This window comes from Mesonia hippocampi (assembly GCF_014197445.1).
In the GTDB taxonomy this organism is placed as follows: Bacteria; Bacteroidota; Bacteroidia; order Flavobacteriales; family Flavobacteriaceae; genus Mesonia; species Mesonia hippocampi.
Genome location: NZ_JACIFO010000007.1, coordinates 132,532 through 158,711, shown reverse-complemented (window position 1 = coordinate 158,711; position 26,180 = coordinate 132,532). Strand labels below are relative to the sequence as shown.

General features: G+C 34.1%; 22 protein-coding genes. 12 read left to right on the top strand and 10 right to left on the bottom strand.

Features of this window, described 5'->3' with window-relative positions; all coding sequences use genetic code 11:
- Positions 1-7: 7 nt before the first annotated feature.
- Complete coding sequence (locus GGR32_RS09455; protein WP_183477956.1) at positions 8-298, bottom strand: hypothetical protein; 291 nt, start codon at positions 296-298, stop codon at positions 8-10.
- A 167-nt stretch (positions 299-465) separates the two neighbouring features.
- On the opposite strand from GGR32_RS09455, the gene GGR32_RS09450 reads away from it, so the two are divergent.
- Both GGR32_RS09450 and GGR32_RS09445 read left to right on the top strand, forming a co-directional pair.
- Positions 466-2,154, top strand: coding sequence for a M23 family metallopeptidase (locus tag GGR32_RS09450; protein WP_183477955.1), 1,689 nt, complete (start codon positions 466-468; stop codon positions 2,152-2,154).
- Between the two features lie 2 nt (positions 2,155-2,156).
- On the top strand, positions 2,157-4,634 hold the full coding sequence (locus GGR32_RS09445; RefSeq protein WP_183477954.1) for a TonB-dependent receptor: 2,478 nt from the start codon (positions 2,157-2,159) through the stop codon (positions 4,632-4,634).
- Here GGR32_RS09445 and GGR32_RS09440 read toward each other — a convergent pair.
- Complete coding sequence (locus GGR32_RS09440) at positions 4,631-6,088, bottom strand: aminotransferase-like domain-containing protein (RefSeq protein ID WP_183477953.1); 1,458 nt, start codon at positions 6,086-6,088, stop codon at positions 4,631-4,633. The two genes, GGR32_RS09445 and GGR32_RS09440, sit on opposite strands and share 4 nt — an antisense overlap.
- A 199-nt stretch (positions 6,089-6,287) precedes the next feature.
- Here GGR32_RS09440 and pdxY point away from each other — a divergent pair, with 199 nt between their 5' ends.
- From pdxY to GGR32_RS09420, 4 genes are all read left to right on the top strand, one after another.
- On the top strand, positions 6,288-7,124 hold the full coding sequence (gene pdxY, locus GGR32_RS09435) for a pyridoxal kinase (protein WP_183477952.1): 837 nt from the start codon (positions 6,288-6,290) through the stop codon (positions 7,122-7,124).
- 4 nt (positions 7,125-7,128) lie between these two features.
- The gene (locus GGR32_RS09430; protein ID WP_183477951.1) at positions 7,129-7,869 is read left to right on the top strand and encodes an AAA family ATPase; all 741 of its coding nucleotides are present in this window, start codon (positions 7,129-7,131) and stop codon (positions 7,867-7,869) included.
- Positions 7,847-8,587 (top strand): YggS family pyridoxal phosphate-dependent enzyme, encoded by a 741-nt coding sequence (locus tag GGR32_RS09425; RefSeq protein WP_183477950.1) that lies wholly within the window; start codon positions 7,847-7,849, stop codon positions 8,585-8,587. The genes GGR32_RS09430 and GGR32_RS09425 overlap by 23 nt, the downstream gene beginning before the upstream one ends.
- A 221-nt stretch (positions 8,588-8,808) precedes the next feature.
- Positions 8,809-9,003: a cold-shock protein gene (locus tag GGR32_RS09420; protein ID WP_183477949.1), complete on the top strand. Its 195-nt coding sequence runs from the start codon at positions 8,809-8,811 to the stop codon at positions 9,001-9,003.
- Between the two features lie 98 nt (positions 9,004-9,101).
- Here GGR32_RS09420 and GGR32_RS09415 read toward each other — a convergent pair whose 3' ends face one another.
- Positions 9,102-10,250 (bottom strand): cysteine desulfurase family protein, encoded by a 1,149-nt coding sequence (locus GGR32_RS09415; RefSeq protein ID WP_183477948.1) that lies wholly within the window; start codon positions 10,248-10,250, stop codon positions 9,102-9,104.
- A 154-nt stretch (positions 10,251-10,404) separates the two neighbouring features.
- Here GGR32_RS09415 and GGR32_RS09410 point away from each other — a divergent pair, with 154 nt between their 5' ends.
- Genes GGR32_RS09410 through GGR32_RS09400 form a run of 3 tightly spaced genes read left to right on the top strand, consistent with a single transcriptional unit; the run spans position 10,405 to position 13,210 of the window.
- Entirely contained in the window at positions 10,405-11,412 is a 1,008-nt protein-coding gene (locus tag GGR32_RS09410; RefSeq protein WP_183477947.1) for a hypothetical protein, read from the top strand.
- Between the two features lie 10 nt (positions 11,413-11,422).
- On the top strand, positions 11,423-12,757 hold the full coding sequence (locus GGR32_RS09405) for a serine hydrolase domain-containing protein (protein ID WP_183477946.1): 1,335 nt from the start codon (positions 11,423-11,425) through the stop codon (positions 12,755-12,757).
- Positions 12,758-13,210, top strand: coding sequence for a hypothetical protein (locus tag GGR32_RS09400; protein ID WP_183477945.1), 453 nt, complete (start codon positions 12,758-12,760; stop codon positions 13,208-13,210).
- Positions 13,211-13,303: 93 nt separating this feature from the next.
- Here GGR32_RS09400 and GGR32_RS09395 read toward each other — a convergent pair whose 3' ends face one another.
- A complete protein-coding gene (locus GGR32_RS09395; RefSeq protein WP_183477944.1) occupies positions 13,304-13,699 on the bottom strand; it encodes a hypothetical protein in 396 nt (131 codons plus the stop codon).
- Between the two features lie 153 nt (positions 13,700-13,852).
- On the opposite strand from GGR32_RS09395, the gene GGR32_RS09390 reads away from it, so the two are divergent.
- Both GGR32_RS09390 and GGR32_RS09385 read left to right on the top strand, forming a co-directional pair.
- Entirely contained in the window at positions 13,853-14,254 is a 402-nt protein-coding gene (locus GGR32_RS09390; protein ID WP_183477943.1) for a hypothetical protein, read from the top strand.
- A gap of 10 nt (positions 14,255-14,264) precedes the next feature.
- Positions 14,265-15,230 carry a hypothetical protein gene (locus tag GGR32_RS09385; protein WP_183477942.1) on the top strand — a complete coding sequence of 322 codons (966 nt, stop codon included), beginning with the start codon at positions 14,265-14,267 and terminating at the stop codon, positions 15,228-15,230.
- A 4-nt stretch (positions 15,231-15,234) separates the two neighbouring features.
- Here the strand turns inward: GGR32_RS09385 and GGR32_RS09380 are convergent, their stop codons facing one another.
- The 6 genes from GGR32_RS09380 to GGR32_RS09355 are packed head-to-tail and all read right to left on the bottom strand — an operon-like array spanning position 15,235 to position 25,089.
- Complete coding sequence (locus tag GGR32_RS09380; protein ID WP_183477941.1) at positions 15,235-15,876, bottom strand: response regulator transcription factor; 642 nt, start codon at positions 15,874-15,876, stop codon at positions 15,235-15,237.
- A 4-nt stretch (positions 15,877-15,880) separates the two neighbouring features.
- Complete coding sequence (locus tag GGR32_RS09375; protein WP_246415192.1) at positions 15,881-17,845, bottom strand: tetratricopeptide repeat-containing sensor histidine kinase; 1,965 nt, start codon at positions 17,843-17,845, stop codon at positions 15,881-15,883.
- Positions 17,846-17,890: 45 nt separating this feature from the next.
- Entirely contained in the window at positions 17,891-19,993 is a 2,103-nt protein-coding gene (locus GGR32_RS09370; protein WP_183477940.1) for a tetratricopeptide repeat protein, read from the bottom strand.
- On the bottom strand, positions 19,993-20,646 hold the full coding sequence (locus GGR32_RS09365; protein ID WP_183477939.1) for a DUF1266 domain-containing protein: 654 nt from the start codon (positions 20,644-20,646) through the stop codon (positions 19,993-19,995). The genes GGR32_RS09370 and GGR32_RS09365 overlap by 1 nt, the downstream gene beginning before the upstream one ends.
- Before the next feature lie 3 nt (positions 20,647-20,649).
- Entirely contained in the window at positions 20,650-24,486 is a 3,837-nt protein-coding gene (locus GGR32_RS09360) for a zinc ribbon domain-containing protein (protein ID WP_183477938.1), read from the bottom strand.
- Between the two features lie 27 nt (positions 24,487-24,513).
- Positions 24,514-25,089, bottom strand: a complete 576-nt coding sequence (locus GGR32_RS09355; protein ID WP_183477937.1) for a hypothetical protein — start codon at positions 25,087-25,089, stop codon at positions 24,514-24,516.
- Between the two features lie 321 nt (positions 25,090-25,410).
- On the opposite strand from GGR32_RS09355, the gene GGR32_RS09350 reads away from it, so the two are divergent.
- Complete coding sequence (locus GGR32_RS09350; RefSeq protein ID WP_183477936.1) at positions 25,411-26,175, top strand: ParA family protein; 765 nt, start codon at positions 25,411-25,413, stop codon at positions 26,173-26,175.
- The last annotated feature ends 5 nt before the right edge of the window (positions 26,176-26,180 follow it).

Below are 26,180 nucleotides of genomic sequence, written 5' to 3'. Positions count from 1 at the left end.
AAATCTATCATCCTGTTAATTGAACAATACATTGATCTATTTCTCTAATCAAGCTATTTATTTTGAGTTTTGTTTCTCTCTTGTACTCTTTACTGCCCAATAATGCATTGGCGGATTTAAGTTGATGATTTTCAGATTGCAACTTTTCTAATTGCTTTTGTAAAGATACTTTTTGCTGTTCTAAAAGCTGTATAGTCTCTTCTAACTGTTGCGTATATTCTTTTAGTTGTTTATGTTGCTTTATTAAAGCATTGATTTTTACTTCTAAAGAACTTGTAATCTCAATCATCGTACCCATCGCACAGTGCAAAATTCTATTTACGCAAAGTTAATATTCCTCTATAAATATGGCAATAGTTTTCTTAGAAATTTACAACAAAGCGAGTAAGCACGGCTATTTTTTGTGTTTTTATCTGATTAGCGTATCTTTAGCCCTTTCTTTTAGAACCTAACAAGACCAAGTTTATGAGATTTATTTGGATAATTTTACTAAGTTTTAGTTTTTTACAAGCTCAAAACCTTCCAGAGAATTACTTTAAATCTCCGTTAGACATCCCGCTTGTACTCTCGGGAACATTTGGAGAGTTACGTGGAAATCATTTTCATAGCGGTTTAGATATTAAAACCCAACAACGCACAGGGCTAAAAGTATTGGCTTCTGCTAGTGGCTATATTAGCAGAATAAAAATTAGCCATTGGGGATATGGGAAAGCGCTTTATATAACTCACCCAAACGGATATACAAGCGTTTATGCGCATTTAAACCATTTTAATAAAGAAATTGAAGCTTACATTAAAAAGCGACAATATGCTAAAGAAAGTTTCGAGATAGAGGTTTTCCCCGAAGCCAATCGGTTACAAGTAAAACAAGGAGAAGTTATTGCTTATAGCGGGAATACCGGCGGTAGCGGAGGTCCTCATTTACATTTTGAAATTCGTGACGGAAAATCTAGGCCTATGAATCCTATGCTTTTTGGGTTTGATATTAAAGATACTTATAAGCCCGAAATCTCTGATTTATTTGCTTACACTGCCAATGATACCTCATACATCAATGGTAAAAATGGTCGCCAAAAACTTCGGTTAATTCCATTAGAAAATGGAGATTACACTACAGAAAACATAAAAGCTTATGGAAAAATAGGTTTTGGAATTTCGAGTATCGATAAACTTAATTATGCTCCTAACAAAAATGGCGTAAACCATATCCAAACAAGTTTAAACGGGAATACTTGCCTTGCTGTTGATTTTAATAAGTTTTCTTTTTCAGAAACACGCTACCTTAACCAATACATAGATTATGAATATTATATAGAAAACAAAAGCCGTGTCCAAAAACTTTTTATCGAGCCTAACAACCCATTAAGTATTTTTAAAGAAAATAAAGATAATGGCTACTTAGAAATAAAAGAAGGCCTCTCCTACAATTATCTTATAAAAGTGCAAGATTTTAAAGGAAACACCAGTAGCATACGAGTTCCCATAACCCCTAAAAAAGATAGCAGTTACTACTTTTCACCTCAAAAAAAGCAAACTCCTTACCTGGCAAAAAGAAATCACGCTAGCGTTTTTGATATCGAAGATGTTGATATCTATATCCCTAAAAATGCGTTGTATGAAGATACTTATTTAGCCATAAAAAAAGAAGAAGAAAACTACCAAATTCATCACCGTACAACACCATTACACTACAACATAACCATAGGTTTTGATGTAAGCCAATATACCGAAGCCGATAAAGAAAAACTTTTTATTGCACGTTTAAGCGATTGGGGAAAGCCATATTATAGCCGCACCTACAAAAAAGCAAATAGGTTTACCACAAAAACAAAAAGCTTTGGCACCTATAAATTGGTAGCCGATAACACTCCACCACTTATTACGCCTGTTAATTTTAGAAATAAAAAATGGATGTCTAATTACCGTTACCTAAAATTTAAAATAGAAGACAACCTATCTGGCATACAAAGTTACAGAGCTACAATAAATGATAAGTTTATCTTGATGGAATATGACTATAAAACCGATTTACTTACCTTTGATTTTAACGACAACATCGTTACCGAAACCGAGAATAATTTAAAATTAATAGTCATTGATAATGTAGGAAATACCACTACCTTTGAAGGGACTTTTTACAGAAAAACAAAATAATCTTGAAAAACATATACCTGTTAGGCGTTCTGTTGCTTCTTACCAGCATATCTCTGGCTCAGCAAGCTACCATAAAAGGAATCATTTTAGATGAAAACAACACGCCAATCCCTGGGGTTAACATATCCTTTTCTTCTACCAAAGGAACACAATCTAACACCAATGGTTTTTACCAATTAACAATTCCTGCAAATAAAAAAATTACTATTCATTACTCCTATGTTGGGTTTAAAAAAGTAAGCCTAAACCTAGCGTTAACCAATAAAGAAACTTACGAGTTTAACCCTATTTTAAAAACCGATATAGAACAAATAGGACAAGTTATACTTACAGGAAGCCGTAACAAAGAAGTACAAGGGATTACAAACATTAACCCTGAGGTAATAAGAAAAATTCCAGGAGCCAATGCTGGCGTAGAAAACCTTTTAAAAACATTACCAGGTGTGAGCTCTAACAACGAGCTTAGCACACAATACAATGTGCGCGGAGGAAACTTTGATGAGAATTTAGTCTACGTAAACGAAATAGAAGTTTACCGCCCTTTTTTAATACGCTCAGGGCAACAAGAAGGCTTGAGTTTTGTAAATGCCAATATGGTAAGAAACGTTGATTTTTCAGCTGGAGGGTTTCAAGCTAAATATGGCGACAAACTATCGTCTGTATTGGCTATAGATTATAGGCGTCCCGTAGATTTTGCTGCACAACTAGAAGCTAGCCTCTTAGGAGGAAGTGCAACGATAGAAGGAACTTCTAAAAACAAAAAACTTGCAGGAATTCTTGGGGTTCGGTATCGCGACAATAGCTTATTTGTAAACGCTAAAGAAACCGAAACTAATTTTAAACCACGTTTTGCAGATGCGCAAACCTATATTACCTATCAAGTTTCTGATAAATTCGAATTAGGTTTTCTAGGAAATATCGCCCTTAATAAATACGATTACGAACCTGTAACTAGAAAAACCAACTTTGGTACTTTACAAAATCCAAAATCTTTATTTATTTATTATGAAGGACAAGAGAAAGACCAATACGAAACTTATTTTGGAGCCTTAAAAGCTTCTTATAAAATCTCAGACAATTATACCGCAAAAGTTATAGCCTCGGTTTACAATACACAAGAACAAGAATACTACGATATTTTAGGAGAATATTTATTAAGCGATAATGTAAATACCGATATAGGAGGCGACGGGCTTGGTGATGCCGAGTATTATACTGGGGTTGGCTCTCAGCTTTCTCATGCAAGAAACGATTTAGATGCTTTAATCGCTAATATAGAACATAAGGGAAGTTACGCACTCCAACAACACCAATTTGATTACGGGGTAAAATATACGCACGAAAATATAAAAGACAGAATTAGAGAATACGAGGTTATTGATTCTGCTGGATTTTCTATCCGTCCACTTTTACCCGATTATCACAACAACCAACCTTACGAAGCCTACAATGCACCTTTAGAACCTTACCATAGTGTACGCGCAAAAAACAACACCAACATCAACAGGCTACAAGCTTATTTGCAATGGAGTTATAAAACCCAGCTCGATCATCATGATTTATGGTTAAATGCGGGCGTTCGGTCACATACATGGGCCATAACAGGAGATAATATTCCCGACGGAAAAACACAAACCGTAATAAGCCCTAGAGCTCAAATAGCCTTAAAACCTGCTTGGAAAACCGATATGTTATTTAGACTTTCTGGAGGTTTATATTACCAACCTCCCTTTTACCGAGAGTTGCGAGATGTCAACGGGCTTGTTCAGCCTAATTTGAAGGCACAACAATCTATACATTTTGTAGCTGGAAACGATTATAGCTTCAAACTATCTGACAGACCTTTTAAACTTACTTCTGAAATTTATTATAAAAAACTAAATGATGTAAACCCATATACAGTAGAAAACGTACGCATTCGTTATACCGCTGCCAACATAGCTAAAGCCTATGCTTATGGTTTAGACATGCGTTTATATGGAGAGTTTGTTCCAGGTACCGAAAGTTGGTTAAGCCTTGGAGTTTTAAAAACAGAGGAAAACCATTTAGACAAAGGTTATATAGCCAGACCTACCGACCAACGTTTAAAAGTTGGGTTAATGTTTCAGGATTATGTTCCTAAAATACCAAGCCTAAAAGTGTACCTAAATTTAGTTTACAATACAGGTTTGCCTGGAGGTTCTCCTAGTTATGCAGATCCTTATGATTACCAAACAAGATTACGTGATTACAGGCGTGCCGATATTGGTTTCTCCTATGATATTGTAGATAGCGAAAGGCAAGACAAAACCTTTCCTAAAAATCATTGGTTAAGTATTTTTAAGCACTTAAGCATAGGAATGGAAATCTTTAATATTTTTGATAACCAAAACTCCATCACCAATACTTTTGTGAGAGATGTTTACAATAAGCAGATGTATTCTGTTCCTAATTATTTATCTCCAAGAGTATTTAATGTGCGGTTATCTATGCGCTTTTAAACATTAAGGGGTTTCGTTTTCTTTAAAATAGCTTCTAGCTTTAATACGGCTGTTTGGAGTTCTTGTTTATTCATTGATGCAAAACCAAAACGAAAGGCGTTCTGCGCAACATCTATCCGAGAGATATGAAGCTCCTTGTTCTGTTGAAGTTTTTTTACAGCATAAGCTTTTGATAGTTTTATCCAAATAGCCATCCCGCCTAGTGGTAATGTATAAGTAATAAAATCTGCTAATTTTTCGGACAACAAACAATCTAAAAAATCCCTACGTTGATGGTATACTTTTTTTGTTTTCTTTAAATGCCGTTTTAGCCCTCCTTCTTCTATCAAAACCGCTAAAGCATTTTGCATATACCCGTCTCCTCCCCCATCAATTAACTTTCTATAAGCAACACTTTGTGTAATAAAGTTTTCTGGAGCTACCATAAACCCTAGCCGTAAAGACGAATCTAATATTTTTGAAAAAGAGCCTATATAGATAATATTTCCATGATGTTTACCACTCGCTAAAGGTAAATAAGGTGCCGATGTAAAATGGTAATCGTAATCATAATCATCTTCGATAATGGCAAACTTATAGCGTTTCGACAAGGCTATAAGTTTCATCCTTCGTTCTGCACTTAAAGTAACTGTTGTAGGGTAATGGTGATGAGGAATAATATAAACGGCGCATATTTCCTGCTGTAAACAAGCCTCTTCAATCCTATCTGTATCTATCCCTTTATCATCTACAGGAATCTCTATCATATTTGCCCCCAAACTTTTAAAGGCGTTACTTGCAATAGAGTAACTTGGCTTACCCACAATAACTTTAGCTCCTTTTTTAAGTAACAACTTACTAGCCAGATAAATACTCATTTGCGCCCCATGTGTAATAAGCAGGTTTGCAGGCATTATGGCCAAGCCTCTTGTTTCTAGAAGGTATTTCGCCAAGGCTTTTCTTAACCTTAGTGTTCCTTGAATTGTACCGACATGAGCATTTGTTATGCTGTATTTTTTTGAAGCAAAAAGCCTATATGTTTTTAACAACTCATCTATAGGAGAAAGTCGCACATCTGGGTAACCATCATCTATACTAATTTCTGAAACCCTATCCGCTTCGGTTATTGTGTTGGCTGTTTTATTGATAAGAAAAGGAAAATCGATTTTATAAGAGCTAAAATTATTTAAACTTCCTATAGTTGTTTCTGTAAACAACGGTAAATTACGGGCTATTCTAGGTTTTTTTCTTGGCTGAATTATAATCCAGTTTTGAATAGATAGCTCCTCGTATGCAGCTGTAATGGTTTTTCTATGCAAAGACAATATTTCTGCAAGCGCTCTACTGCTAGGCAAAAAGGTATCGGGTTTTAAAACACCCTTGGTAATTGCTGCTATAATACCCAAAGAAACTTGCCTGTATAATGGTTGTTTTTTGGTTTTATCTAAAACTATAATATTTTTAAAAGGCAACATATCTGGACTACTTATAATATAAAAACTGGACTACAAATATAGTCCTGTTTTACTTTATTTTTGTCATGTGAAATAAGAAAAACACAATAGTAAGCATTAAATAAATTATCAAATACGGTCGGGTGGCTGAGTAGTTAGGCAAAGGTACGCAATACCTTTTACAGTGGTGCAAATCCGTTCCCGACCTCTATTTATGCATATGAAAGAAAAAACAATTATTATTCACAGCCAGGTATCTTATGGCTATGTTGGCAGCAATACAACTTCGTTTATATTAAAAGCGGCAGGTTACGATGCCATTACCATTCCTACTGTCCTATATTCTAATCACCTTGGGCATCGTACTGTTGGCGGGCAACCCATATCAGATAATTTATTAAAAAATATTCTCGAAGGCATTTTAAAGTTAAATATTTTACATGAGGTTTCTACAATTATCACTGGCTTTATGGGCTCGGTAAAACAAACAGAAATCACGGCTAATTTTATAAAAACTGCTCAACAAAAAAATCCTAACATCAAGCATTTATGCGATCCTGTTATGGGCGATACCGACAAAGGTTTGTATGTGCATCAAAGCATCCCTGAAGCGATTACTAAAAATTTGGTTCCGTTGGCTAGTTTATTAACGCCTAATAAATTTGAACTGGATTTAATTTTAAAACAAAACCTTACCAACATACAGGAGAACCGCCCGTTGTTAAACTCCACTTTCAACCTATCAGAACAAAAAATTGTGGTAACAGGATGTATGTTTGCTTCTACAGCAACCGATGAAATAGATAACTACATACTAGAAAACAACCATTGCACTAGCATAAGCGGAAAAAAAATAGCGCTTCATCCTGCAGGAACAGGAGATTTATTTACGGCTCACTTGCAACTTTCTATTTTAAAAGGGTTAAATTTGCCGCAAGCTGTATCAAACGCTAGTAAAGCCCTTACAGCAAGTTTAAAAAACATGGCTCTACAAAAGCGTACAGAATTTGATTTACAAGATCTTCTGTTTTCATTACAAGTCATAAAAAACTGCTAAAAGAATGAATATTTTTGACCTTATCATCAACGATAAAGAAAAAGTTAAGCTTACCGATTTATTTCTTAGTGAAGAAAATCATCAGCAAATCAACCAACTTATAAAAGAGCACAAATATGTAGATGCGCTTATTGAACATAAACTTCCTGTAAACAATAAAATTTTACTACACGGAAGCTCTGGATGCGGGAAAACCATGACTGCAAAAGCTATAGCACAAGCGCTTGGTAAAAATTTACTTATTCTCAATTTAAGTAATGTAATATGCTCGCGTATTGGGGAAACTTCGCAAAATTTAAAACGAATTTTTGATAAGGCAGAAAGAGAAAAAGCTGTTTTATTTCTAGATGAATTCGACCAAGTAGGTCGTGCTAGAGAAAACGACGGAAAAGATGTAGGCGAAATGCGCAGGCTAGTAAACACCATTATTCAGCTTATTGATTATTTCCCTAACAATGCCTTACTTATCTGTGCTACAAACCACCCAGAAATTATAGATATTGCTTTACTAAGAAGGTTTCAATTACGCATATCCTACACGCTTCCTTCCAATAAACAATTGGATGTTTATTATGATAAACTTCTGGCAGAGTTTCCTGAAAGTTTAAAAAATATCACACGCCAATACAACATCTCTTATGCCGAAGCTAAAGATTACACCTATACGCTTATAAAGTCGGTATTAATAGCACAATGGGAAAAAGAAGAAAAAGCAGCACTCCATGAACACGCCAACCTTAATTAATTTAGCACAAATACAAAACAGAATAAAAGAAGCCTGCATAAAAGCAGAGCGTAACCCTGATGAGGTAAAATTGCTTTTGGCTACCAAAACTGTACCTAGCGAAAAAATAAAGGAGGTTTTGGCTACAGGCGAGAATTTAATAGCTGAAAATAAAGTACAAGAATTAAAAGAAAAATTTCAAGATTTAGCAGATACCCCACATACAAACCATTTTATTGGGCATTTACAATCTAATAAAATTAAAGAAATTCTAAAATACAATGTTACCTGTATTCAATCGTTAGACCGCCTAAGCTTAGCTAAAAAACTACAACAGCGATTAGATTTTGAAAACAAAACAATAGAAGCTTTAATACAAATAAACACCTCTGATGAAGAGAGTAAGTTTGGTATTCATCCCAACGAGGCAATTTCTCTAATCGAAGAAGTTGCTCAACTAGACAGGATACATATAAAAGGCTTAATGACCATTGGTTTATTTAGCGACGACCACGAAAAGGTACGCAAATGTTTCCAGAAACTCAAAAATATTCAGCAACAAGTTAAAGCACTAAATATTCCTAATGTAGTAATGAAAGAACTCTCTATGGGGATGAGTGGTGACTTAGAAATAGCAATAGCCGAAGGAGCTACCATTGTACGTGTAGGGACTGCCATCTTCGGAAAAAGAAACTATCCAGACACTTATTATTGGAACGAAAATAAAAATATTGTTTAATTACAAAAAAATAGCCTCACTTCTAAATATTTATATATACCTTTGCAGTGTTCAAGGTCGAACACCTTTTTATTTTAAGGTAGTATTTAGTATAATAGTTTAATAAGAGTTTTTGCTCTTCTTGTCTTTTTTATTTCATCATTACTTTATTTTTTTAAGTCTTAGAGTATCTCTAAGGGTTCTCCTTAAACAGAAATAATAACAATTTAATATTTAGTAAAATGCAAGAAGGCATCGTAAAATTTTTTAATAGCTCAAAAGGCTTTGGATTTATCAAATCATCAGAAACAGGAGAAGATATCTTCGTACACGTTTCAGGCTTAATTGACGAAATTAGAGAAGACGACAAAGTAAAGTTCAACACAGAACAAGGAAGAAAAGGAATAAACGCAGTTAACGTAGAAGTAATAGACTAAGTTTAACAACGTTTTTTTACAACATAAAAGCTACTTAAAAAAGTAGCTTTTTTTGTTTTCTATTGTTTTCTTATAAAAAACAATTTAATTTTCACCTATTAAGAGGCTATAAAATCTTGTAGCACTTTTATAACATAATCTAGCTCCTCTTTTGTATTAAAGCCCGAGAAAGAAAAACGCACAGAAGGTTTGTTTAGATCTTCTTCCGAAAGAATTTGCGATAACACATGCGAACCTTTTTCGCTCCCACTTTGGCAGGCGCTTCCTTTAGAACAGGCAATACCATTTAAGTCTAATTGAAACAACAACAAAACAGCTTTTTCTGCTGGTATAGGCAAACACACATTTACCAAGGTGTAGGTGCTGTTATCCAAGTCTTCACAGCCGCCATTAAATTTCACCGCTGGGATTGCTTCTTTAAGTTTTTCTATAAAATAGGTTTTTAAACCTTTTACTTTTTCTTGTTCTTCCACAAGGTTATCGTTAGCTAGCTCAAAAGCTTTTTCTAAGCCAACAATATTATGCACGCTTTCTGTTCCTGCACGATGACCTCTTTCTTGCTGGCCACCAAAAATAAGCGGTTGTAAACCACTGCTTTTTCTTACATACGCAAAACCTACTCCCTTTGGGCCATGAAATTTATGTGCGCTTGCTGCGGTAAAATCTACTGGTAACTCTTCTAAATTTACTTTATAATGCCCTATAGATTGCACCATATCACTATGAAATAATGCATTATTGGCTTTGCATAACTTTCCTACTTTCTCTATGTCTAAGATGTTACCTATCTCATTATTTACATGCATCAAACTTACTAAAGTTTTTCCTTCATGAGCACTAAGCAACTCTTCCAGGTGTGCTAGATCTACACTTCCGCAAGGTTTTAGGTTTACATAATTCAATTCAAAATCATAGCAAGACTTTAATTGCTCTACGGTATGTAAAACTGCATGATGCTCTATTCTAGAAGTAATTATTTGTGTAACACCAAGATCTCTTACCGCACTATTTAGGGCTAAGTTATCGGCCTCTGTCCCACCCGAGGTAAATACAATTTCTGCTGGAGTTACATTTAGATAAGCTGCTATGGTTTTACGAGCCTTCTCGATAAGTGCCTTTGCCGACCTGCCAAAAGTGTGTGTAGAAGAAGGGTTTCCGTATGTGGTTTTCATTACCTCGGTCATACAATCGATAACCTCAGGGTTCATCTGAGTAGTTGCAGCACTATCTAAATATACTTTTTTCATTGATACTTTTTATATCTGGTTAATTTTTCAAACCCCAAAATTAAAACAATAAAAATTATTTATCTAAAATAGATTTTATAATATTAGTTTTCTGCTAATTTTGTGTTTCATAATCAAGAACTTCAAAAGTAATAAGTTCTTAAATAAAAAAAATATGCGAATTGTTTTTTTAACTTTAATAGGCTTTTTGTTGCTAACTACAAGCTGTGATGATGGAGATTTAATTGTAACCACTTTTGAATTTGACGAAAACACCGTATTGAGAACTTGTCAAAACCAACAAAACATTTTGGTTTATGCAATAAACGAAAACCCCAACGAGGCCATTGCATTTAACTTTACACCGCCGGGAGCAACAAACGAAGCTTCTATTAGCCTAAATGAGTATGCCAGCATTAACACCACAGACAGAATCCAGCAAACAGAAATTCCGCTTAATGCTAATAATCAAATTACATATAGAATGTTTAATACCGCTGTTGAGGGAAACTATTTTTGCCAAAGCATCCCGCCAAGTGAGCCGCGCGTAGCAGAACAATACACCACAACCAACGGAGGAAAAGTAATCATGACCGTAACTGTTATTGAAGATAATGAAGATAGTGATGCCGATGGTATTAACGATGTTGATGAAATTGTAAACCCTACCGATGATTACAGGTTGGTAGATACCGATGGAGACGGAATACCTAATTATCTTGATATAGACGATGATAACGATAACGTACCTACACTTACAGAAATAGCTATCGAAAATACGCCAACCAACGAAAACGGGTATCCCGATACCGATGAAGACGGAATACCTAATTACCTTGATAACGATGATGATAATGATGGCGTACTTACCCGAAATGAAGACTTAAATGCTTACGAACAAGGAAGTATAGATGCTCCTATTTTAAACCCTACAGATGATGACACTAATAATGACGGCATCCCAAACTACCTAAATCCAAATATTGCTATTAGTGTTTCCCCTCCAATAGAGCAAAGCCTACCAAACAGAATAACCAGAAAGTTTAAGGTAACCTTTACGGCTAAAAACATCACCATGAAAAAAACAAATACCGAGGAATCTATTTCGGTTGAAACACTAAACTTAGGAACATACAACTTCACGAACGATGTTATTATAGAACCTGATACCAACGAAAATTAACTACCATTCCATGAAAAAAATTATAATTCTTTACTTTTTTATTATAGGTTTTTCTCATACAAGTCTAAATGCTCAAGAATTAGACACTTTAAAGCTAAACGCTTATTTTAATACCCTTGAGGCAAACAATAAATTTATGGGGAGTGTTGCCCTGTCTAAAAACGGTAAATTATTATATACCAAAAGTACAGGTTACCTCTCTGTTGAAGATAGCATTGCAGCTACTAACCATACTAAATACAAAATAGGATCTATCTCTAAAACCTTTACAGCTACTTTAATCTTAAAAGCGGCAGAACTTAAAAAGTTAGATTTAAATCAGCCTATAAACATTTATTTTCCAGAGCTTATTAATGCCGATAAAATAAGTATTAAAGACTTATTAAATCATCGCAGTGGTATACATGACTTTACCCAAGATTATTTTTATTCATTTTGGAATACAAAACAAAAAACACAAGAAGATTTACTAGAAATTATCATTAACGGAGGTAACGATTTTGCCCCTAATACTAAAGCCCAATACAGTAATGCCAATTATATCCTGCTTAGTATTATTTTAGAAAAAGTATTTAAAAAAACCTACGCAAACCTCTTAGAAATTTATATTACAAAACCTCTAAAACTAAAAAACACCTACTTATTAACTAAAGAAATAGATATACACGAGCAAGAAGCAAAACCCTATAACTTCATTTCCAATCACTGGGAAGCAGCACTCCAAACACATTACTCTATCCCCTTAGGTGCAGGAGGTGTTATTTCTACCCCTATAGATCTTATAAAGTTTAGCGAAGCTTTATTTGGCGGTAAAATTTTAAAGCCAGAAAGTTTAGCGCTTATGCAAACCACAAAAGATCAATTTGGATTAGGTTTATTTTTATTTCCATATTACAACCAAATAGGCTTTGGGCATACAGGTGGAATAGATGGGTATCGAGCTGTTTTTAGCTACTTCCCCGATACCAAAGTAGCTTATGTCTTAATTTCTAACGGAATTAATTATAACTTTAACAACATTAGCCTAAGTGTTTTAAACGCCATTTCGGGTAGAGCATATAAAATCCCAGAATTTTCTACCGCTACCTACAAAACTACTGAAGCAGAATTGGATAAACACATAGGAGTTTATGCTTCTACCGATATTTCATTAAAAATAACCATCTCCAAAACAAAAACTGGCTTAACAGCACAAGCAACAGGGCAAGCCTCTTTTCCGCTAAAAGCGATAAATGAAAATATTTTTACATTTGACCAAGCAGGTATTCAACTTACATTTAATCCTACTCAAAATACCATGTTGCTTTTACAAAACGGAAAAGAATTTTTATTCACAAAAGAATAAATGTCACAAAATTATAGCTTTAAGAAATACTCTTATAAAGGTTCAGGGCTTATCCTTATAGCCATAGGTACAGGTTTTCCTATACTTATTGCATTAGATTATGGTATAAGTATTTTTACCACCTGGATAGGCTTACTACCTATAGTGTTTTTTCTTGCTATGTTACTTATAGGAACAATTCAGCTATATTACCTAGAAATTAACCAACAGCAAATTTTTGTAAAAAACTTAATTTTATTCTGGTTTTGTAAAGCATATCCAAAAAATGAAATTCAAGAAATAAGCTATTATGCTAGGGGCGGAAGAAAAAATTTTAAAGAAGGGATACAAATTAAACTCATCCACAGAAGAAATAAAAAGTGCTATTTAATGACCTCGTATGCCGAACCTTTTTGGAGTAAAATGGAAGAGAAATTAGAAACCCACAACTACCCTTATACTGTTAAAAAATAAAAAAAGAAGCTAAACAGATTAGCTTCTTTTTTTATGCTCCCAATTGTCTCGCCTAAAATAACGATATACAAAAGAGTTGGTTTTACGTAAACCTTATAGATTCTCTTCTAAAAAGTTTTTAATAGCAATATCTGGGTAATAACCAGAATGATGCCCACCCCAACAAGCAGTTAATTTAAATATTTTTCCATCTATTTTAAGTTCTTTATTATCGGCAGCATTTTCATCTGGGATACAAAAAACCTCAACACCATCTATACCTTCTTGCACCGCTTCTTTAGCAAAATCTTCTTTACAAACTTCTTTTAAACTATCGGTTAAGCGTTGTAAACAAACACTTGGCACAAATTTTATAAACTCCAATTCAAAAGTATCCCAATGAATTGTAATAGGAAGTTCTTTTCCTACAATTTCATTAATTTCTTTTTGGTAATTTACCAAATATTGGTCTTCTACCATTTTTATTGCTTTTTTCTCTTGTAATCCCATGATAAGTATTTTTTAATTGATAAGGCAAATTTAAAGCAGTATAGCGGTTTTTATTTACCCTTGTATAAGGAATTATAAATTTCACGGTTTTCAGTGAGTCTTAAACTTTGTTATTTCAAGAAATTTGTTTTTGTAACACTAACACTAAAGGCTATGGAAAACTTAAAAGAAAAAACAAATCACGTTATCTTAAAACTTCAGGATAAAAACGGAACAGAAAAAGCCTATAAATTAGACTATGTAGATTATAGCATTTCTAAAAACTACCCCGCTATTAATGAAGAAATTGGAAGTACCTGCATTAACTTATCTGGTGTTATAAAAGACGAGATAGATAGTTTTATTTTAGAATGGGCTGCACAAAAAGACCTTGATTGGAAAGGAGAATTGAATGTTTCGTTTACCGATAATGGGAAAACTGAAATTTTTATCGTAAATTTTAAAAAATCTAGATTTTTAGGACTTTCGCATGGTTTTTCTTGGGATTCTATAAACCACAATATAAGTGTTTCTGCCGAACTAATGGAAGTAACAATCAACGGAGTTTCATTTTAATAACACTTGTATGAAATACCTTTTTATCATAATAGCAGCCATTAGCCTTTTGCTTGTTTCTTGTAACTATACGGGTTGGGCCATAATTGGCGGAGTTAGTAAAAAAACAGCTAGTAAAAACTTAGCTGCGTTTTTAAAAGAAAATTATCCAAAATTAGATTATAAAAACGTAAAAAGATTTTTCAACTCAGGAAACATGAATCCAAATATGTTCATGACCGAGGTTTATGAAACTAATCGCCCAGAAGTTTCATTTACAGTTTTTTTTGATGCTAAAAAAATTGTAGGTACCACCGATATTCCTTCGCAATACCCTGATGGCCCTAGTTTTAGTGAAATTTACAAAAAACAAATTATTCATGCAGATAGTATGCTAGAACTAGAGCATCAGTTAAAAAAATATTCTGTACGTATTACTACTGAATCTTACAGTACACTTATTTTAAATTTTGAAAAAGAAACCACAGAAAATGAGATTAGACTAGCAACAGAGCAGTGTATAATTGGGTTAAATAAATTAAGTAATGGATTAAACTTCCATAGCAACATTGCTCTAAAAATTAGAGATACCGAGAGAGAATTTGATTGGTTGCTTTTTATCGTTAATAAAAACATTGATAATTATAGTATTCAGTCTGTACGTTGTGATAAAGAGTCCTTGCGTTTTAAAGAATTAAAAAATTTCGCTCACAAATACCTAATTGCACAAACCCCAGAAGGAGAAGAGCTTAAACCACAAGAAAACACCTTAGAAGCTGTGGTAAACCCAAATGATTATTCTGCGTTAAGCTTAATACAATTTTACGACCCTAAAACAAAACCTAATACCCCTAAAAATTTTATTAGAGCAATAGGCTATAAAGTAGGCAAAATTACCGTTAATAAGCGAATAGATTTAATAGAACAGCAATACTACCCTCTTCCTAGTAACATGGGGTATAGCCAGGTAGTAAATAGTATCTATGCAGATTTTTAGAGGGTTAATCTTCATCAAAAAGCCCAGATTCTATTGCATATTTTACAGCCCCCGTAGTGGTTTTTGCACCTGTTTTTAAAAGAATGTTTTTACGGTGTGTTTCTACCGTATTTATAGATATAAATAGTTTTTCTGATATTTCTTTAGAGGTAAGCTCTTCCGATAAGTGATAAAGCACTTCTTTTTCTCTTTTAGAAAGTTCTATATTTTTAAATTTATCACGTTCAAAAACGCTTTCCATATAGCGTTTTTTTATTGCTTCAGAAAAATATTGCTCCCCTCCTATTACTGTTCTCACTGCTTTTTGCAGCTCTTCTTTATTCGTAAATTTGGGCACAAAACCATCTGCCTTTTTTTGGATAACTTTATAGATGGTACGGTGATTATCCAGCATGCTTAGCATAATAATACCTGTATCTGGATGTTTCTTTTTAAGTTCGGTAAGCAGGGCTATTCCATCCATTTTTGGCATATTAATATCGCTTATTACTAAATTGATATTAAACTGTTCTAATAGGCGTAACACCTGTTTACCTTCGGTTGCAATATGCACGTTTTCCACCTCATCCATTTCGGTTAAAATGGTATTAAGCCCTTCTAGAAACATTAGGTGGTCATCGGCTATTATTATATTTATTTTTTTCATAATTCTAGTCTATTTTTACAGGAATATCAATAGCTATACTGGTTCCTGATTGTGCGCTGCTATCAATTTCTATTGTTCCTTTTAATTTTTCTATACGCTCTTGTATATTACGTATTCCTATTCCTGGTTTCTTTTTTGGTGTAAAACCTACTCCATTATCACTAACCACTAGGTTTAGGTAATCTTTATGTTTGGTGAGTTGAATTTCTATTTCTGTAGCTTTAGCATGTTTTGCTATATTATTCAGTAATTCTTGTATAATACGATAAACATGAGCAAGAATTTGTTCTGGAATTTCGTCTATTTCTTCTTTTGGGTACAGTAATAAATTACAAATTAAATTATTATGTAATGAAAACTGCTCTATGACATCTTTTAAGAAACTTTCAAAGCCTATTTTAGAAAAAGAAGGTGGATGCAATTGGTGCGAGAGTGCCCGTACATCTTTACAAGAGCTATCTATAGCTTGTAATAGGCGTTTTCCTCTTTTTTTATCTTCTTGAGTTTCTAAATAATGTTCAAAAGCTATTTTAATTCCTGCCAGATCGCTTCCTATGCCATCATGTATTTCTCGTGCAAGGCGCGCTCTCTCCTCTTCTTGTCCTTTTTGATAACGTTCTATCACAGAGAGTTTATGATCTCTTATTAGCTGGTTAATTTCTTGCCGTGCGTTTTTTTCTTGTTGTGCGGCTAACTCTTTCTGAGCACTTATTCTTTGTAAATAAAAATACCTAAGTAAAAATAAAACGCCTACAAGTGTTATAAAGCCCATAATAAAAATATTACGCAATAAACGTTGTTTTTTCACATCGGATGTGGCTTGTTCTAGTTCTATTTCGTTTAGTTTTTTATCTTTTTCTAGTAATTTTATTTTTGTTTCTTTAAGCTCTGTTTCATATTTTTCTTGCAGTTCTGCTACGTATTTTTCTTTATCTAATGCTCTTGATGCTAACGAAATATCTACTGCTTTATGGTAGTAAAATAGTGCTTTTTTGTATTTTTTTTGTTTTTCGTATAAATCTGATAAATTTTGATAAAAGCTAGTGTTATAGTTTGTTAGTGATAGTGACTCCCCTATGCTAAGCGAGCGTTCATAATATTCAATTGCTTTTTGTGTATTACCTAGTTTACTTTCACAAACACCTAGATCGTTTAAAACAATAGCCATGTCTGAATTAAAGTGTAATTCCTCCAGAAGTTTTAATGTTTCCTCTAGTCTAGGTATGGCTGCTTGATACCGTTCTTGGTCTACTAATATTTGCGAAATATTAATCATTACGTAGGCTACGGCAGCTTTGTTTCCTTCTTTTTTTCTATATTCTAATACTGTTTGGTACTGCTTAAGTGCTTCTTCATACCTGCCCTGTTCTTTTAGAATGTTAGCAAAATTAAACAGGGTAATAAGCACGCCATCATCATCGTTTGTTTCTCTATATAAACTAGCTGCTCTGTCTAAGTTTTTGGCGGCATCGGTATATTTTTTTTGTAGAATGTAAAGGGTTGCTATATTTTGGTGAGCATTTGCTTGTTGTACTTTATTTTCGTTTTTTTTTGCAAATGCTAGGCATTTTAAAAAATTATCCATAGCTCGCGGATAATCGCCTAAGTTTTTATAGCTTACTCCTAATAAATTATAACATGCCGATATTCCTTTTTCTAATCCTACTTCGGTTAGAAGCTCTATGGTAATATCGGCATGTTTTATGGTTAGTTTATAGTCTCCTAAAACAGTACCTACGTTAGCTAATGCATAATGTGCTCTTGCTTGACTTAAGGTATCGTTTTGTTGTGTACTAATTTGAAGCCATTTTTTTGCGGCTTCTTCTGCTTTTTTGGGGTTTGTATTTAGAGATGCTCTATAATTTGCAATTACAACATCTATATTTTCTGTACTTACTAATTGCGGATATGCACTCATAGCCATAAACCAAGTAGTAATCAGAATAAGAATCTTTTTTATATGCAACATATTAATCGCAAAAGTACAGTTTTACTCCCAAAGTATAAATAAACATTATAAGCTTAACAACATTTTACTGTATCGTTCAAACTCGTTTGTCTCGCTTAAATTCTCTGTATTTATTTTTTGGCGTGAGGCATAATGTGTTGCACTTGTATTTTTACGTAATGCCATTTTAGGAAATTTGGCAATCAATTCATTAAAAGAGGTTTTAGCTTCTTTATGTCGTGCGGCTCTAAAATATAAATTTTGTTCCCAATATTGCATTTGGTAATCTATACTTTCGGGTACGATTTTCTTCATTTTTTTATACAATTCTATCGAATAGTTTCTCTTGGTCTCATCGTATGTGGACCTCCAATATGCTCTGGCTAAATAAAAGCCTACATTAGAACCAAAACCTGCTGCTTTTTCAAAAGCCTGTGCCGATTCGTAATCTTTACCTAACATCCAGTAGTAAATTGCATTAGCGCGGTAATGCCCTAACGTAACAGGGGTTTCTATAATACTTTCGGCTGTTACTGGCGGAACGTTTATCTCATTATCTACATCATACTCACACCAAACTAAATATTGTAGTATTGGCAGCAAATCTGGCGGTAATTTTCCTGCTTTATAAATTGGTACAATATATTTATAGCATTCTTGAAAAGCATGCTTTTCGTATAAAAATTCTACACAAATGTTTTGTGCTTCCCAATGCTGAGGGTATCGCTTATCAAAAACAGAGAGCTGCCATTGTAAATGTTTATAAAAACCTTTATCATCTCCCATGTTTTTATGAATAACCATTTGCCAAAAATTAATGCTTGTTCGGTAAGGCGTTATTGGCATGTAAGTGGTTGCTTCATTTAATGTTTTCAATGCGTTATGAAAATATCCTAATTTAGCATAGGCTCTTGCTTGATAGAATAAACTTTTCCCTGTTGGGATAGCATATTTATGGTAGGTTTTTAAAAAGCTAGCTACTTCTTTAAAATTATTGTTACTCGTAGCATACTCTGCCATCAAATCTAAATAAGTAGTTAATGCTACGCCGTATTTTTGCGCATCGTTTATAATTGATAAAGCTGCTGTTTTATTTTCATTACCGTACCGAAGTGTAATAACGGCTAATAGACCTGTTAGCTTAGGGTGCTTAGGAAACTTTAATAAGGCTTCGGTTAAAGTTTGTTGCGCTAAATCTGCTGCTTGTTGATAATTATAAGCGGTAGCTTTTAAGAAATAATGGGTAGCGATTAATTCTTGATCTTCTTCATTAAAATTAATAAAATAATCATCTATAGCTGTAGATTGAAGTGCTTCTGCTCTTAAAAAATCGACCGATGCCAATATGGTATTTTCTAGTATAGGAAGCATAAATTGTATCTTCCCTTGTTGATGAAAATACTCGGTTAGGTATATACCCGTAACTAAAGATAATGGTTGGTGCATCCAGCGTTGTTCCCAAAACTGGACAACTTCTTCTGCATTAATTTCTTGTTGTAAAAAATAATTCGAAATTTCTAAATCTTGTTGCTGAGCCTCCGATAAAACCTCAGAAAAACTTGTTAATAACCTAGAAATAGTTGGTTTATGTTTGGTAATTAAACTTAAACACACCAACTTATCTACTTCTGAGGCTGTTAAAGCATCTGTTGTTAATTTATCTAATAATTGAGTTAATGCTTCCTGCTCACATTCATGTAACACCGGACGCAAATAGTTTGCTTCTGGATATATGCTTAACAAATACCGCAAACAACCTATGGCAATATCTAATTCTGCTTTATTTTTTGCATGCAATGCGTAAGCATACAATATTGGTAAGCTATTTGGATGTATAGAAATTGCTTTTTTGTACAACTCCTCAGGACAGCTATTGTAAAGACTACAAACAGACTCATAGTCTGTTACATCGGCTGCATTTAGACGCTCTAACTCAGATAAAGCTTCTTGGACAAGCTCCATATCAAATGAAGCTATAGCATAAAATCTAGAATAATATTTAATCAATATTCTATTAAATATTACCTGTGCATCATGATCTAGAATACTTTTATCTTCTTCTTCTAAAAATTCTAATATATCAGATAATACCAAATCGCAAGAAACCCAATATTGCTTTTGGTATTGTGTTTTTAAATAATTTACTAATTCTAAAAATTCTGTTTCCATTATACTGATTTTTTAAACCATTCTGGGTAACTTGCCTGTATGTGCAATAGGTTACTCCATAAATTATTATGTTGCGGATAAATACTAGGGGTTGCCTCTAAACTATATGCAAAAAGTTGATGACCAAGTAATACGTTCTGATGAAAGGCTGCCCAGGTATCAAATTGTTTTGCTACTTTTTTAGCCAAATCTATATGCCTTAGGTGTATCTCTTCGGCTGTCATATACCCCATTACTCCTGCTAAACGAATAAATAAACTGCTTAAACTGTAATTATAACCAAGTAAAGTTTTATCTGTAATATAAAATCGTTGTGGGTAGATGAGTTTATATTTATTTAATTTAGGAGGCGACTCTATTTCTGATAGAAAATCGATAAATTGCTCTTCATTATAATCTCGAAGTTCCTCGGCTATTTGATAAATACTTGCGTTAGCATAGTCACCCGCTTGGTAATTATGCACAATAATTCTAAGTTCGCTACTCGATCCTATGTTATATAGTTTTAAGAGTTTTTCTACTTTATATCGCTGCTCTTCATTTTCTGAGTCTAGACCAAAAACGCTATCTAATTTTGCTTCAGGAAAATACGACAGCAACAACAGCGCAGAAAAATTCAATCTATCTTGTTCTGTAATTGATTCAAAATCCATAGGTTAGTTGTTTAATTGATTAACTGTATCGTTTAATACAGCTGTAAATATTTCTGAATAAATTCCGCTACTTAGCATTCCTTGTATACCCGAAGCGTATGCTGCAGCATAAACGGTATCTTGCGTTAATTGAACAAATACCATCCGTGCCATTGCGCCTAGAGAGGGGAATTTAGCATCTGGAGCCGTTTCTGGGTCTAAAACAAGCATATAAAGTTTCTGATAAAAATCCATCGATGCTACAGGGTTACTTGTTAACCAAGCTTTTACCTCTTCCATTCTCATCGTAAGTGGAGAAAGCAACATCGGGTTGTCTAGCTGCGTAGTTTTATAATCTTCTAAGTGATTCTGTATAAGCTTAATGTAGTCTTCATCTACTCTAAAACTGGTTAACAGGCCTGTTATTTCTTCAGCACTTAATACATTTCCTGTAGGAATTTCTGCTGTGGTCTGATTTTCCTCATAAGCTTCTACAGTTTGGTATTCTTCGTCTAACTCGTCATCTTCTTCATCTATCTCTGGAAAATGATACAGGAAAATTTCCTCTACCGCCGAACGAATAGATACAAAACCGAAAGAGGCACCTTGCTCATATTTGTCTTGAATATCCTTATAGAGTATAGCGATTTCCTCTTTATCAAATTGTTCTGGATTTACCTTTGTTAAAATATCTTTTAGATGGCTGGTAATTGTTCTAAAGGTAGCTTTCAGTTCATAGGGAACATCATCAAAATCGTTTTCTTTTGTTAGTGTTTCTACAAGCTTATTAATGGCAAATGTTAGCTGCTTTGGGTAACTATCGGTAGAATTAAAAAACTCGATTACTTTAGGTGTGAAACTAATTAGGAAATCGCCCACCCAACGTTCTTTTTGTCGAAAACTATAGTAGTAATCTTCTATACAAGAATAAGCAATATGGAAATCACTCCAACAATAGGTTTCTTTTTCAGGAAGGGTTACCGAGAGTAGAGCTTCGTACCGCTCGTTGGTTTCATCGTATAAATCGCCCATATTGGAAAGGATGCTTAACACATCTACTGCATGATTATCGTTATGGCAAGCTACAGTTATATCGAGCAACAGGCGTAAATAAATTTCTTGTTCACCACCAGACAGCTCTTTTGCGGTAAACATCATTTTTTCTATAAAATCAAAAATAATTTGTTGATTTCTAGCTAAAAATTGCTCTTCCGAGAATGCACTGTATGTTGTTGTATGTTCTGCTGTTTTTACATAAGGAAGTATATCCTTGCCCATATCGTGTAAAACAAAAATCATAAACTTATTTAAAGGCTCGGTAATTGTTTGGATTTCTGCGGTATCTGCCAACCAGTTTAAGCAAGAAAGCGTATCTGGAAAAACACTGTTTAAAACCTCTATTCCTGATAATTGTTTAACTCCATTAGCGGTTAAAACCACTGGTAATTTTCGGGCATTAATATCGGCTAATAATACATTAAATATTTTCTGAAAAGCTTGGGTTACATATTCTTTATACCTTAAGGTGTTTCCGTATTCAAACCAAAGTGGCAACATGCAATCTGGCAAGTAAGCAGAGGTGCTAAATTGTAAACTATCGGTTAAAAATTCTTTATAAAGTTCGGTATTTAGTTTTTCTACTACATCTACAGAGAGCCATCTGGTAAGCGATTTATACAATTTATAGGTAATAGAAACAGGCAAATTAGGTGGGCGTTGTGTAAATAAATAAGCCTCTTGATATCCCCATTCTTTTGTGGCTAATACTTCTAATAAAGGATAATTTCCTTCTTCTGTTTGCAAGCCTAATAGCTCTTCTCCTTGTTTTAAAACAATAATACTTTCTAGTAAAATAGTTAATGTCTCCGAAGCCCAAGCTGGATTTTCTTGGTACTGTTGTGCTAAATAGGTTGGTGAGCGGTCTATCCATAACGCTATCAAATCGTATGATGTAGTACCATAACCCTGAGCTACCGATAATGCTTGATGAAGCTTCTGAATAAACAAATACCAATCGCCTCCAAAAAAATGTTTTATAAACTCATCATCGGCTGCAAAAGTTCTGCTTTTAGCGGTATCACTAAAATTATCACCTACATTATAACTATTAGAAAAAATCCTATTTTTTAATGCCTGGTTAGAGAGCCACGTTTCTTCTTTCCCACTATTTTCTAACGATAAGGAAACCAAAAATCGAGACACATACATAGCGCTTTTCTGGGGGCTATTTATCAGCTTTAATAGTGCTTCCTGTACGGCCTGCTTTTGTGTTTCTTGCAACGTACCTCCCGAAAAAGAAGTATAGTTTGCTTTTAAAAACTCGATAATTTTTAAAACCGTTTTTAAGCTTGGCCAATATTCTTGCTGAATCATGGGTTCCCAACTGGCTATTTTTGCAAAACCTGTATCAGTATTATCAAACTCGTTAGTGAACTTGTAAAGTTGTTGTTCTAAAGCATCATTAAACTTTAATCCGTTTGGTTGATGAGTAAGAAGCACATTCAAAACACTTTGTTTCTCTAGCTGTATTAAAGCATCTATAAAAGGCTGATAGTCTTCATGCTTTTGAGTTTCACTAAACCTTCCTATAAAACGTGCATAACGCAACCAATCTGCTTCTGGAATTTTATTTATAGGCTTATCGTAAATAAAATTACTCTGAAATTTTTCTAATAAAAGTGCTGCTCCTAAATGAACTGCTTCTTCATATTCTGGCAATTCTCCATTATTCTCGTGCACATATTGCTCATCGTAAGTTTCTGTAAAATCTAACAAAGCGTTTAGCTGAAATACCGATAAAGTAGCACGTGTTAAACTACGCTTGGCAATAGCAGGCTCTACAAAATATAACAAATGATAATAAGCAATATAAGCTTCTGGTATTTTTTGGGTAGAAATCTGAGAAATAATCGCCTCCTGCCCTAGCAACATTGCATTAGCCAAAGCAAATGCTTTATCGCGATGCATTCCTTGTGCGTTTACAACTTCATGTAAACGTTTGGTTTCCTGCTCATTTTCTTTAGTAAAATGCAAACGCAAACGGTATAATACATGAGCTACATAAGGCTGCAAATGCGGAATTGTATTTGCTGCCGATAATAAATTAGTATAATAATCTACTACATCCTTTCCCATGAGTAGCTTCTCTATCAACTCAAAAGTTTCTGTCCAATCTAAATTTTGATGATAGGTATTAGGGTGCGCCAAACATAAAAGCACTTCTGTTTGAACAATAGGAAAATCGGACACCCTAAGCTGATTAGCCCAATGCATTCTAATATCAAGGTGATGTGAAGAAGCAAAAGGAATTTCCTTCATTTTTACTACTTCTGCTAAAAACGGAATTATAGGATGTAGGCTTTCTGAAACCTCTAAGCAAGTAGTTAAATTTATGGGACGTTTTATAAGCTGCTCATAATTTGCCAGTTCTGAATCCTTGAACGGAATTTTAGGTAACAACTCTTTCTCCACAAGCATTATAGCTTGACCAATTGGCATATAAAGTGTCGAGGACAAACTTAACAACTGGTCTTTAGCATACTGTATTACGCGGTAATGCCTGTAAAACTCATCTTGATATTGCTGAAGTTTAGCTTCTGGAAGCGCTGCTATTTTTAACGGAATTTCCTCCTGACTAAAGCCTAAACTTTTTAAAATTCGTGCCGCACCAAAATATTGTTCCTCGATAGACTTGCTTCCGCAATGTTTACAAAAATTTCCGGTTGCTGGGGTTAATTCTGTACACCAACCACAACGCACGTCTACCCTTACACTTCCTCCGCATTCTACACATAAATCTCCTACCTCATAGTCCTTGGGTTGCTGACAAGAACATGAGTCACAATGAATAATTGTTGCCATAAATATTTTCTAGGTTAGTAAATTAGGTTAGGCGTTCTTTCTAATTCGAGCCCAAACGTTCTCTTTATCGTTAGCCGACATTTCTTTGATTAACCCCGGAATGGCATTTTTAGATTCCCCTTCCTGCTTTAGGTAAAGCGCTACTTCATAATCTGCCGAAGCTACAAACTCTGCCCCACACGAACGGCAAAATTTACCAGGCCCTGTACTATAACACCAATGACAAGAAAGTACAGGCTCTGCTTGCATGCCACATGAAATACACAAATCGCCCGTTTTATAATCTTTTGGTTGCTTGGTATCGCAATGAATACATTTTACCACATCGGCACTTTCTACTACAATAGGTTCTCTATTTGTTGTAGTTTCTTCTGGTACGGTAACTTGTTGTGCTGGTTTTCCTACAGCCCATTGCATAATAGATTCAGCAATAGCTTCATCCATTTCGGTTACATCGATTAGGGTTTGTGTATCTCCAATAGTTTCAAAATCTGCTTTTGATTGTATCCCGGCTTCTACTAGCATTGATATTTGTTCATCATTAGCGCCTTTAGAACGTAATATTTTCTCTATAAGTTTTGGCAAACTGTTTGTATTCTCCATTTTATATGCTGTTTTTATCAGAAATAAAAGTACTTAGCTTTACCTAAAATATATTCCCCAATAGGGTTCATTTCTAAAAATCACGGAATTCAGTGAGGCTACACCAACAGTTTTCTTGAAAAAATTATTCTTATATTAAATATAATTATTTTTGTAAAATACTTTAGTCAACTAAAAACAGTTTCTCTAAAGTCTAGCTCGCTTATTTTTAGGAATTAAAGTTTTCTTAAAAAAAAAGAAGCAAAAAGTTGTTAATAAAATAGATTTCCTATTGCCGTAATAAATTGTACTTTTACTTTTCAAAACAAACTTGTTCAATTAATGGGTAAAATAATTGCGATTGCAAACCAGAAAGGTGGAGTTGGCAAAACCACCACCGCCGTAAATCTTGCGGCTGCTTTAGGTGTTTTAGAAAAAAAAATACTTCTAATAGATGCCGATCCGCAAGCTAATGCTACATCTGGTTTAGGGATAGATGTAGAAAGTGTAGCCATTGGTACATACCAATTATTAGAGCATACACACGCTGCTAAGGAAGCTGTGGTAACTACCGAGTCGCCAAACGTTGATCTCATTCCCGCTCATATAGACCTTGTAGCGATAGAAATAGAATTGGTGGATCAAGAGCAACGTGAATTAATGCTAAAAAAAGCAATAGAGCCTTTACGAGAACAGTACGATTTTATTATAATAGATTGTGCCCCTTCTCTAGGCTTACTTACGCTTAATGCACTTACTGCATCAGATTCTGTTATTATTCCAATTCAATGTGAATATTTTGCGTTAGAAGGTTTAGGAAAACTATTAAACACCATTAAAAGTGTACAAAAAATACACAATAATGCATTAGATATCGAAGGGCTTTTACTTACCATGTACGATGCGCGTTTACGCCTATCAAACCAAGTAGTTGAAGAGGTTAAAAAACACTTTGACGAAATGGTTTTTGATACAATCATCCAACGAAACGTACGTTTAAGTGAAGCACCAAGTTATGGCGAAAGTATTATTAATTATGATGCTTCGAGCAAAGGAGCAAACAATTATTTAAGCTTAGCAGAAGAAGTGATTAAGAAAAATAAGTAAGCATT